Here is a 10,074-nt window from a genome sequence, read left to right on the forward strand (position 1 = left end):
CAGCACTTGTGCTGACGGATCACGAACGGCCGACCACGCCCGCACCGACCTGATCTGTCAGCACGGACATCCGGTTCTTCGCATGTGCGATGATCGGTCCCGCGACGCGATCCGGGAAGTCCTGCGGCAATGCATCTGCCACCGTGTCGATGGCCTGCGGCCCGATCTCGGCCAGTTCCGTGAAGGCTTGGCGCCGGACTTCTGGCGGAACCTTCGCAAGGCCGGCTGTCTCTTCGAAATGCTTCGGCTGGATCTGGTCAAGGCGGTAATGCCGCCGTCTGCCCACCGACATCGCCAGGCGCAATTCCCTGTGGCGGAAGGCGCCTGTCTTCATCGCCGGGGCGGCGCTGAGAATATCGTAGAGCGGCGTCATGGCAAACCCGCCCGGACCGAGGAAGAGCGAGTAGTTCTTGGCATGTCCGTCGATGGCGGCGAGAATCCAGTTCACGATCTGCGCCTTGAGGAACAGCTGCTGATCGGCCAGGCGCTCGCGCGAGCCTGCGAGCAGGCGCAGCCCGTCCTGTATCCCGGGGCCGCCATGCTCCTGATACTTCTGTCCGGATTCGAAGCCGAGCGCCTGCAGGAAGTCTTCCTGTGGCAGGCGCAGGATGCCGCCCTTCTCGCGCGGGGTGCGGTCGAAGCGGGTGACAACCAGAACTGTCTGCTCCTCGAAACTCTCGATCCTCGCCTCGTTGACCGGCAGGCCCATGGCGGCGCCGAGCTTGAGGCAGAGCCATTCATTCTCGACGCTGTCGGTCATGTCGATGCCGTGCGAGACGATCCCCATCCGTCGCTTGAAGATATGCGTGGTGGGGGTGAGCCCGGCGGGCTTCAGCCAGGCACCGTCGTGCCACAGGAAGGCGGTTTTCTCCTGCGCGCCGGCAAGGGAGATGCGGAATGTGTCGCCCGCGCGGATACCCAGCGGCGAGGTTGCCAGATCCCGGATCATGGCCGCGATGTCGGCCTCGGACTGCGGGGCGCCCTCGATCCGGAACGGGTCGCCGGGATCCTCGCCCCGCGGCAGGAACTGCATCGCACCGATGCAGTCGCGTCCGATTGCGGCCAGCAGATCATGCGGCCGATCGCTGCGGGCTTCCGTCCGCTCGGCGATCCGGCGGCGCAGGTCGGCGTTGTCGGGCAGCAGGTTCTCGAACACCGCGTTGACATGGGCACCGGACTGGGCGCCTCCCATCAGCGGAAGCTGCCGCGAGATCGGGAAGGCAAACTCCCACGCCAGCCAGTCGGCATCATAGGCGAAGCTGACGCCGCCTGCCGGGTTGTAGCGATACTCGCCGGCCAGGCGCCCGTTGATACGGACATCGAGGCGCCGGACAACCGGTGGACGCCCCATCAGAAGATGTCCTTGACCGAGGGCACGGACGCGACTTTGCCCGTTTCGCCAAGGGCAAGTTCCAGGCCAAGCGCCGACACGAGCGCGAACAGCGTCGAAACCTTCGGCTCATGGGTGCCATTCTCGATGCGCGAGACATGTTTGGCCGCCAGTCCCGCCCGCTGCCCAAGTTCTTCCTGCGTCAACCCCAACTCCTTGCGGCGGCTGCGCAGGGCCTGGTTGAGGCCGGTCCCGTCACGAAGAATCTGGGTATGCATATCAGGTCCGGAATGGTGATGAACAGGTAGAAATTCTGAAATACCCCAAAATCATCACTTATGCAAGAAAACCCAAAACCATCACTTCGGGACCTCATCGCCGGCTCAAATCCATGTTCTGTTCTTGTGCGTCGGCTGCAAAGCTCAGGGTTGATGCGCAGTCTTCACCCGCCAGAATGCGACCTCCCGAAGGATCCGGCATCGAAGCGGCGCCTTCCATCTGCAGACGATAGTGTTGCGCGATCAAAGGCCTTCGGCCGAGATGCTTGACGTATGCGATGCGCGCCAGATTGTCAGCTGCTGCTCGATGATCTCCAAAGGCGCAGCCAGCGAAGCTGCGAAAAAGACCAATACCCGCACTCTCCGTCCGACCATGTGCCGCACCCGAATGATGGTTGCGGCGCCCGGACGGCAGGACGTTCTGCACCGCCCCCTAGGCCACCTGCGCCAGCGTCAGAAGGTGCTGGCGCGCGGCGGCCATCATCAGGGGGCCGGTGCCCTTGGAATCGTCGCTGACCACAGGTTCGCTCAGGTAATACTCCGGGGTTCCGTCGCGGTAGCGCCCGGAAAAACCGCCAAGCCCCGCAACATGGCAGATCCCGGTCAGCCGCGTCAGGCCGGCCGCGTCCGCGCGCAGCTTGCCGCGCAGGAAATCAAGCGCGCGGGCGGCCCCGGCCTCTGCCCCCGGGGGGGCAAGGCCCGCGCCCCCGGCCGAAAGCAGCGCATAGGCGAACATCGCGCTGGCCGAGCTTTCGGCGTAGTTCCCCGGCAGATCGGGCATGTCGATCACCTGCAGCCAGCCGCCCCCCTCGGTCTGCAGCGCCAGTATCCGCACCAGAAGCGCCGTCGTCCGCCCCGCCAGCCCCACCGCCGCAAAGGCCGCTGGCCCCACCAGTTCCGCGCAATCGACCAGCGCCATCGCCTGCCATCCCAGCGCCCGCGCCCAGGCGGCGGGCGACTGGCCCGTCACCGGATCGGCCCAGCCCTGCGCCCGCACCGCGTCATAGCCATGGGCACAAAGGCCGTCGGGCCGCAGCGTCAGGGTGAACGCCTCGGCCAGTTGCGCGAGCGCGTCCTGCACCGCCCGCTGGTCGCCACGGTGCTGGGCAAGCTGGATCTGGAACGGCAGGCCCATGTAAAGCCCATCGAGCCAGACCTGCTGCGGATAGATCTTCTTGTGCCAATAGCTGCCCCCCGCCGTGCGCGGATGGTGTGCCAGCTGCGCCCCCAACCGGTCGGCCGCCGCCATCCAGCGCGGATCGGCCGTCCAGCGGTCCAGCGCAAACAGGACCCGGCCCGACAGGATGTTGTCGATGTTGTAATCCTCGGGGTCGTAACCGGCCAGCGTCCCGTCGGGGCCGACCTGCGCCCGGGCAAGCCGGATCAGGTGATCCTGCCAGCGCGCCTCGCCCGTCGCCTGAAACAGCAGTTCGAGCCCGCGATAGATGCAGCCGTCCTCATAGCACCAGGCGCCGCCCTTGTAGGGTTCATAGCGGGCGGCAAAGGCGTCGAAATAGTCTAGCATGGGGCGAAATCCTTGGCTGTCAGAGGGCCGCGCGGCAGGTCGGGTGCGGAAAGGATCTGGCAATGTTCCGCCAGCAGGCCCGCGCCGCTGACCGCGACAATGCCGTCGGCCATCAGGGGGGGTGCTGCCGGTCCGGGCTGGAATCCGGCGGTGATATCGCGGAGCGCGAGGCCCGTCACCGGCGCCTCGGGCAGGCCCAGACAGGCGGCAAAGGCCAGGCGGATGCGCCGCGCCTCGATCCGTTCCAGCGTGACGGCATCGATCCGGGGCGTCAGGGGCCCGACGGGCTGGGGGCTGCGCGACTGGACGGCGGCGGAATGGCCGTCATGGTCGCAGTGATAATGGGCGTTGATCGCCAGCACCGTGTCCACGCCATCAAGGCTGCAATCGCGCATCGCGATCCGGGCGACGGTGCCGCCGCGCCCGCGCCGCGTCTTGATGCGCAGGCCGCGATCGGTGTCGATCATCTCGCACTGGCTCACCTCCACATCCGTGATATCGCCCGACATCTCGGATCCGATGACGACGCCGCCATGGCCCCGTTCCATCCGGCAATGGCGGATGCGGATGTCGCGGGTCGGCGCCAGATGGCCGCCATCCCCCCCATCGCTGCGCTTGCCGGCCTTGATCGCGATGCAGTCGTCCCCGGTGGTAAAGCGGACCCCGTCGATCCGCACCCGCTGGCAGCTTTCGGGGTTCAGCCCGTCGGTATTGGGGCTGTCGGGCGGGTTTTCCACGGTCACGGCGGCAAAGGTCAGATCGCGGCAGCGCCAGGGATGGATCGTCCAGCTGGGTGAATTGGCGACGGTGGGGCCAAGGACCGTGACATTCGTGCAGCCGATCAGGTGCAGAAGCCGGGCGCGGCGGGCGCCGTTCCGGGTTTCCTTTGGCCAGGTCCACCAGTCGCCCCGGCTGCCGCCGCCGTCGATGCGGCCGGGGCCGGAGATTGTGATGTGGCTTGCATCGATTGCCGTCAGGAGGGCGCGATGGCAGGCATCGGGCAGCCCCTCCCACGTGCCGCCCTGATCGGCAGGCAGGATCGGCCAGTCGGCGCGGTCCGCCGGGGCGGCAAGTTCCGCGCCCGGGGCGAGATAAAGGTGCCGCCCGGACGGGATCAGCAGCGGCGCGACCTGCCAGCGCCCGGCGGGGACGATCAGGCTGCCGCCGGGGGGCAGCGCATCGAGCGCCGCCTGCGCCCGGTCCGCGTCGGTCAGGACGGCCGCTCCGGCACAGGGCAGGGTTTCCACCGTGAGGGGGGCAAAGCCCTCGATCTCGATTGTGACGCGGGTGCCGGGCGCCAGGTCATGGAATGCGGTGACGGCGCGGTCCGTCTCACCCTGCCGGCCAAGACCCGCGCCGGTCAGCCGCCAGCCGAGGCGGCGCGGCAGATGGTAAAGACTGCCCGGCACCGCAAGACGCAGCGCGACCGAGCGCGGCGCCCGCGCCACGATGTCCAGTTCCATGGAACGCTCCTGATCCCTTTGGTGGCCGGCGGCAGGGGGCGCCGCCGGGTCTTTCAGGCCCGCGCGACCGGGGCCGCGCGGATCCGTTTCAACGGAAACTGCGGATGGCGCGGTTGATCTCGTGCACGATCTCGCCCGCGGCCTCGTCCGGGCCGATCTGGCCATAGGCCACCGCTTCCAGATAGTCCGCAAAGACCTCGCGCACCTTGGGGTGTTCGTTCAGCGGCGAGGGCGTGGGGCCGTTCCCGGCCAGCACCATGTCATGGGCCGCCTGCACGTTCGGGTCGATCCCGCCTTCGGCGGCAAGACGCTCGACGGCGATGCCGCTGGCGGGGATGCCACGCGAATCCCGCAGGATGTCGATCGCCTCGGGGTCGTTCAGCAGGCAGTCGATGATCTGGGCCGCGGCCTCGGGGCTGCGCGAGTTGCGGGAAATCGCGAACAGCATCGAGGGCTTGCGATAGGTGCCGTCATTCACCGCATCCGCGACCTGCAGCATCGGCACCGGCACCAGTTCCTGGTCCCCCAGCGGGTCGGCATATTTCGCATAGGCCGAATCCCATTCATAGGTGCCGGCGATCCGGCCCTCGGCCCAGGGGCGCATCTCGAAAAGCTCGATATTCCCCTCGCCCGCGACCTGCTGCCAGCTGCGGATCACCCCCTCTTCCACCAGCGAGAGGTAAAAGCGGATGCCCTCGGCCAGTTCCTCGGGCGTCCAGGCGACGGTGGTGGTTTCAGGATCGATCAGATCCTTGCCGGTGCGCTGGGTGACGGTGGTCGAGACAAGGAAGATCGCGTTCAGCCCCTGCGCCTCGAACGGCATCACACCCTCGCCCAGGCGTCCGGCGGCCGCGCGCACCTCGTTCCAGTTGGTGGGCAGGGGCACACCGGCGGCGTCAAAGACCGTCTTGTTGAAGAAATAGACCCGCCCCGTTTCCGCCACCGGCAGGCCGTTCAGCACGCCGTTGATCTCCCCTCCCGCAAGCTGTTCGTCGGTGAACTGCGAAAGGTCGATGATGTGGTCATAGTCGCGCAGATCGGCAAAGCCCGTCCCGTCGCGGGAAAAGAGCGGGAGCCAGGGCCAGTTGATCTGCATGATGTCCGCCTCGGTCCGCCCGGCGATCTGGGTGGTGATGCGTTCCTGATGGCCGGACCAGCCGGTGAACTCGGCCGCGATCTGGTGGCCGTGCTTTTCGCCGCAGATGGCCAGCGCCTGCTGGGTCTGGGCGTGGCGGGCGTCGCCGCCCCACCAGGACATGCGAAGGCTGTCGGCCTGGGCGGCGCTTGCGGCCAGGCCCGCGATGATCGTCGTGGTCAGCAGTCTCATTGGTTTTCTCCCTCCCTTTGTTCAGTGCGTGACGGGAAGCGAGACATTCTCGCCCAGCCCGTCAAAGACATGCGCCATGCCCGGTTCGGCGGTCAGCGTGACCTCGGCGCCGCGGTCAAGCGTCGCGTATTCGGCCGCCGGCAGCACCGCGACCAGCCGCGCGCCGCTGGCCTCCAGATGCAGGACGACCTCATGGCCCATGAACTCGGCCCCCGTGACGCGCGCCCGCAGCCCCGGCCCCGCGTTCAGCCGCAGATGCTGCGGGCGGATGCCCAGCGTCGCGGTGCCGGTCCAGCCGCGCAGGCGGGCCATCAGCTCATCCGGCAGCGGCAGGGCCTGGTCGCCGATGCGGAACGCAGCGCCGTCCAGCCGCCCCTCGATCAGGTTCATTTCCGGGCTGCCGATGAAGCCCGCGACAAAGGCATTGGCGGGCCGGTCATAAAGCGTCTTGGGATCAGCCACCTGCATGATACGCCCGTCCTTCATCACGCAGATCCGGTCACCCATGGTCATCGCCTCGGTCTGGTCATGCGTGACGTAGATCACGGTCGAGGACATCCCCGCCTCCTTGAGCCGCCGGTGCAGGCCGGTGATCCGCACCCGCATCGAGGCGCGCAGCTTGGCATCGAGGTTCGAGAGCGGTTCATCGAACAGGAACACATCCGGCTGCTTGATCAGCGCCCGCCCCAGCGCCACCCGCTGCGCCTGCCCGCCCGAAAGCTGTTTCGGCAACCGGTCGAGCAGCGGCTCGATTTCCAGGATGCGCGCGACCTCTTCGGTGCGGCGCTTGATTTCCGCCTTCGGTGCCCGTTGCAGCCGCAGCCCGAACGAAAGGTTAACGAAAGGTTCTTGCGCACGTTCATATGTGGGTAAAGCGCATAGTTCTGGAACACCATCGCAATGCCGCGCTGGCCGGGCTGGAGCCGGTTCACGACCTTTTCGCCGATCCGCACCTCGCCGCCGGAAATGCTTTCGAGCCCCGCGATCATCCGCAGCGTGGTCGATTTCGCGCAGCCCGAAGGGCCGACAAGCACCATGAACTCGCCATCCGCGACATCGAGGTTGATGCCATGCACCGCCTTGAAGGCATTGGCATAGGTCTTTTCCAGATTCCTGATCTCAAGTCGGGCCATCGGTTATCCTTTCACCCCACCGGCAGAGATGCCTTCGATGAAGTATTTCTGAGCCATGAAGAACACGATCAGCGCGGGCAGCAGTGCCAGCACCGACATCGCGAGGATGCGGTTCCAGTCGAACGCCTCGGTCGTATCGATCGAGAGCTTGAGCGCGAGGCTGACGGGGAATTTCTCGACCGAGGACAGGTAGATCAGCGGCCCGAGGAAATCGTTCATCGTCCACATGAACTGAAACAGCGCGACCGAGATCAGCGCCGGCAGCAGCATCGGCACGACGATGTAAAGCAGCGTCTGCAGGCTGTTCGCACCATCGACGCGGGCGGCTTCCTCCATGTCCCGGGGGATCGCGCGCAGGAACTGCACCAGCATGAAGACAAAGAACGCATCGCCCGCAAAGGCCGACGGCACCCAGAGCGGCAGGTAGGTGTCAAGCCAGCCCAGATCGCGGAAAAGGATGTACTGGGGGATGCGCGTGACGACGTTCGGCAGCAAGAGCGTCGCGATCAGGCTGGCGAAAAAGAGCTTCTTGAACGGAAACTCGAACCGGGCAAAGCCATAGGCGACCAGCGCGCAGGAGATGGCCGTGAACACCGTCTTGGGCAGGATGATGAGGAACGTGTTCCAGAAGAACCGCCCGAAGGTATAGGGCGTCGAGGTCTGCCAGCCTTTGCGGTAGCCATCGAGCGTCGGCTCGGACGGGATGAAGCCGATGCCGCTGAAGATCTCAGAATTGGTCTTGAAGGATGCCCCGATCAGCCAGATCAGCGGATAGAGCATCACGAACCCCACCGCGATCAGCAGCGTATAGCGGATCGTGGCCGACAGGCGGACCGCGCGGCGATCCTCGGGCGTCAGGGCGGTGATGGTGGGAATGGTGGCGGGTTCGGCAAGATCGGTCATGTCTCAGCTCCTCTTGTCGCCGGCGTAATAGACCCACTTTTTCGAGGACCAGAACGCGACCAGCGTCAGCGCCATGATGATGAGGAACAGCACCCAGGCGATGGCCGAGGCATAGCCCATGTTGAAGTTCCTGAACGCCTCGTCATAGATGTAGAGCGGCAGCAGATAGGTGGATTTGAGCGGCCCGCCCCCGGTGATGACGTAAGGCCCGTTGAACTCCTGAAAGGCCTGGACCATCTGCATGATGAGGTTGAAGAAGATCACCGGCGTGATCAGCGGCAGCGTGATGTGGAAAAAGCTGTGCCAGCGCCCCGCCCCGTCGATCGCCGCGGCCTCGTAGAGCGATTTGTCCACCGCCTGCAGCGCCGCAAGGAAGATCACCATGGCTGATCCGAACTGCCATGTCCGCAGCAGCGTGATGGTGAAAAGGGCGTTGACCGGATCGCCGAACCAGTTGACCGGCTCGAACCCGATCGTGGTCAGCACCATGTTCACCAGCCCCGCATCCGCGAAGATGTAGCGCCAGAGCACCGCCACCGCGATCGACCCGCCAAGAATCGAGGGCACGTAATAGGCGGTGCGGAAAAACCCGATCGCCCGCAGCCGGTAGTTCAGGATCACCGCGATGAAGAGCGCGAAGGCGAGCTTGATCGGCACCGTCAGAAAGACGTAAAGCAGCGTCACCCGCAGCGAGCGCTGGAAGGTCCGGTCGCTCAGCAGGTCTCGGAAATTGTCCAGCCCCGACCAGACCGGGGCCGAGATCAGGTTGTAATCGGTAAAGCTGAGATACAGCGATCCGAGAAACGGAATCATCGTGAAGACCAAGAGGCCGATGATATAGGGGGACAGGTAGGCCAGGCCCAGAAAGCGGCTCTCCATTACCCCGCGCCCCCGGAACCCGGGCGGGTTTGGTGCAGCGTCATCAAATCGCTCCTCCTCGATTCGAATGGCGTTGTCCGCGACTTTGGTGCGGTGATGGGCTAGTATCCCGGTTATGGAGCCGGGATGAATTGACATTCGTGTAGAAAAAGATGGACGATTCCGAATATCCTGAAACCATGCCTGCAACCAGTCCCGGCGTTCTGGCGGCGATCCCGCCCCGGGCGCTCGACCTGACGCTGACACGTTCCGCGATCCGGATGCAGCATTCGCACAGCTGGTCCATCGACAAGGTCAACACGGTCCATGACCTCGTGATCTGCCTCGGCGGGCAGGGCGACTATGTCCTTGGGGACGAACGGGTGCGGCTCTTGCCAGGGATGGCGATGATGATCCCGGCCGGGACGCGGTTTCAGGGGCGCAACCCCGATCCCGCGGTGACCTATACCGGCCTTGCCCAGCATTTCCGCCTGGACCTTTTCGGGCGGCACGATCTGCTGTCGCGGATGCGCTACCGGCGGATCGTGCGCCTGTCGCGCTGGCAGGTGGTGGGGCCGCTGGTGCGCCATTACCGCGCGACCGCGCCGGCGGGATCGGTGACGCTGGCCATGCACCATGCCTTCATGTTCCTGCTGACCGAGTTCATCGAGGATGCCTTCATCGCCTGGACCGAGCGGGACGACGCGGCGCTGAACGAACCCGGCGGACTTGCGGCCGCGATCACGCTGGCGGCGACGCGGATTGCCTCGGACCCGTTGCAGCGTGGCCTGTCGGAACGGGTGGTGGCGGCGGCGCCCTACAACCCCGATTATTTCCGGCGCGAGTTCAGCCGCAGGCTTGGCGCCAGCCCCGCCCGTTTTCAGGAGGCGCGGCGGATGGAAATGGGGATGCAGTATCTGGAGGCGGGGCTGAGCGTCGCCGAGACCGCCCATCGCCTGGGCTTTCAGGACAGCTACTATTTCTCGCGGCTCTTCAAGCAACATATCGGCATCAGCCCGCGCGGCTGGCAGGAACAGCTGCGCCTGCGCCGCGACGGGCAATGGCCGCGTGGCGAAGAGGACGGGCAGGTGATCTACCCGCTCAAGCCCGGGGCGTCGAACGCCGGAATGGCCGGGGACGATTGACCCCCAGTCTGCCTTCTGCCTTCTGCCTTCTGCCTTCTGCCTTCTGCCTTCTGCCTTCTGCCTTCTGCCTTCTGCCTTCTGCCTTCTGCCTTCTGCCTTCTGCCTTCTGCCT

At 65.8% G+C, this 10,074-nt stretch carries 10 protein-coding genes and 1 pseudogene; 1 reads left to right on the top strand and 10 read right to left on the bottom strand.

Going from position 1 to position 10,074, the window contains the following annotated elements:
- Positions 1 to 19 precede the first annotated feature (19 nt).
- The 10 genes and pseudogenes from ACFQXB_RS14870 to ACFQXB_RS14915 all read right to left on the bottom strand — a co-directional run bounded on the left by ACFQXB_RS14870 (position 20) and on the right by ACFQXB_RS14915 (position 8,838).
- Positions 20 to 1,351, bottom strand: coding sequence for a type II toxin-antitoxin system HipA family toxin (locus ACFQXB_RS14870; protein WP_377405433.1), 1,332 nt, complete (start codon positions 1,349 to 1,351; stop codon positions 20 to 22).
- Positions 1,351 to 1,608 (bottom strand): helix-turn-helix domain-containing protein, encoded by a 258-nt coding sequence (locus tag ACFQXB_RS14875; RefSeq protein WP_377405435.1) that lies wholly within the window; start codon positions 1,606 to 1,608, stop codon positions 1,351 to 1,353. Before ACFQXB_RS14875 ends, ACFQXB_RS14870 begins: the two co-directional genes overlap by 1 nt.
- 94 nt (positions 1,609 to 1,702) lie before the next feature.
- On the bottom strand, positions 1,703 to 2,035 hold the full coding sequence (locus ACFQXB_RS14880) for a hypothetical protein (RefSeq protein ID WP_377405437.1): 333 nt from the start codon (positions 2,033 to 2,035) through the stop codon (positions 1,703 to 1,705).
- Between the two features lie 6 nt (positions 2,036 to 2,041).
- The gene (locus ACFQXB_RS14885) at positions 2,042 to 3,133 is read right to left on the bottom strand and encodes a glycoside hydrolase family 88/105 protein (RefSeq protein ID WP_377405439.1); all 1,092 of its coding nucleotides are present in this window, start codon (positions 3,131 to 3,133) and stop codon (positions 2,042 to 2,044) included.
- Entirely contained in the window at positions 3,127 to 4,596 is a 1,470-nt protein-coding gene (pglA, locus tag ACFQXB_RS14890) for a polygalacturonase PglA (protein WP_377405441.1), read from the bottom strand. Before pglA ends, ACFQXB_RS14885 begins: the two co-directional genes overlap by 7 nt.
- 88 nt (positions 4,597 to 4,684) lie before the next feature.
- Positions 4,685 to 5,923 (bottom strand): ABC transporter substrate-binding protein, encoded by a 1,239-nt coding sequence (locus ACFQXB_RS14895; RefSeq protein WP_377405443.1) that lies wholly within the window; start codon positions 5,921 to 5,923, stop codon positions 4,685 to 4,687.
- A gap of 21 nt (positions 5,924 to 5,944) precedes the next feature.
- Positions 5,945 to 6,529, bottom strand: a complete 585-nt coding sequence (locus ACFQXB_RS14900; protein WP_377405700.1) for an ABC transporter ATP-binding protein — start codon at positions 6,527 to 6,529, stop codon at positions 5,945 to 5,947.
- 90 nt (positions 6,530 to 6,619) lie between these two features.
- Positions 6,620 to 7,056 (bottom strand): annotated as a pseudogene (locus ACFQXB_RS14905) (ABC transporter ATP-binding protein); the annotation flags it as partial.
- Between the two features lie 3 nt (positions 7,057 to 7,059).
- Positions 7,060 to 7,959 carry a carbohydrate ABC transporter permease gene (locus ACFQXB_RS14910; RefSeq protein WP_449301249.1) on the bottom strand — a complete coding sequence of 300 codons (900 nt, stop codon included), beginning with the start codon at positions 7,957 to 7,959 and terminating at the stop codon, positions 7,060 to 7,062.
- A gap of 3 nt (positions 7,960 to 7,962) precedes the next feature.
- Positions 7,963 to 8,838, bottom strand: coding sequence for a carbohydrate ABC transporter permease (locus ACFQXB_RS14915; RefSeq protein WP_377405445.1), 876 nt, complete (start codon positions 8,836 to 8,838; stop codon positions 7,963 to 7,965).
- Between the two features lie 152 nt (positions 8,839 to 8,990).
- Between ACFQXB_RS14915 and ACFQXB_RS14920 the strand changes: the two genes are divergently transcribed.
- Positions 8,991 to 9,962, top strand: a complete 972-nt coding sequence (locus tag ACFQXB_RS14920) for a helix-turn-helix transcriptional regulator (protein WP_377405447.1) — start codon at positions 8,991 to 8,993, stop codon at positions 9,960 to 9,962.
- Positions 9,963 to 10,074: the final 112 nt, after the last annotated feature.

This window comes from Halodurantibacterium daqingense, from assembly GCF_042666235.1.
Taxonomy (GTDB): domain Bacteria; phylum Pseudomonadota; class Alphaproteobacteria; order Rhodobacterales; family Rhodobacteraceae; genus Halodurantibacterium; species Halodurantibacterium daqingensis.

Excerpts from the sequence above, each read along its gene's own strand:
- ACFQXB_RS14870 (WP_377405433.1), bottom strand. The coding sequence starts at position 1,351 with ATGGGGCGTCCACCGGTTGTCCGGCGCCTCGATGTCCGTATCAACGGG.
- ACFQXB_RS14875 (WP_377405435.1), bottom strand. The coding sequence starts at position 1,608 with ATGCATACCCAGATTCTTCGTGACGGGACCGGCCTCAACCAGGCCCTG.
- ACFQXB_RS14885 (WP_377405439.1), bottom strand. The coding sequence starts at position 3,133 with ATGCTAGACTATTTCGACGCCTTTGCCGCCCGCTATGAACCCTACAAG.
- pglA (WP_377405441.1), bottom strand. The coding sequence starts at position 4,596 with ATGGAACTGGACATCGTGGCGCGGGCGCCGCGCTCGGTCGCGCTGCGT.
- ACFQXB_RS14895 (WP_377405443.1), bottom strand. The coding sequence starts at position 5,923 with ATGAGACTGCTGACCACGACGATCATCGCGGGCCTGGCCGCAAGCGCC.
- ACFQXB_RS14900 (WP_377405700.1), bottom strand. The coding sequence starts at position 6,529 with ATGCGGGTGCGGATCACCGGCCTGCACCGGCGGCTCAAGGAGGCGGGG.
- ACFQXB_RS14910 (WP_449301249.1), bottom strand. The coding sequence starts at position 7,959 with ATGACCGATCTTGCCGAACCCGCCACCATTCCCACCATCACCGCCCTG.
- ACFQXB_RS14915 (WP_377405445.1), bottom strand. The coding sequence starts at position 8,838 with ATGGAGAGCCGCTTTCTGGGCCTGGCCTACCTGTCCCCCTATATCATC.
- ACFQXB_RS14920 (WP_377405447.1), top strand. The coding sequence starts at position 8,991 with ATGGACGATTCCGAATATCCTGAAACCATGCCTGCAACCAGTCCCGGC.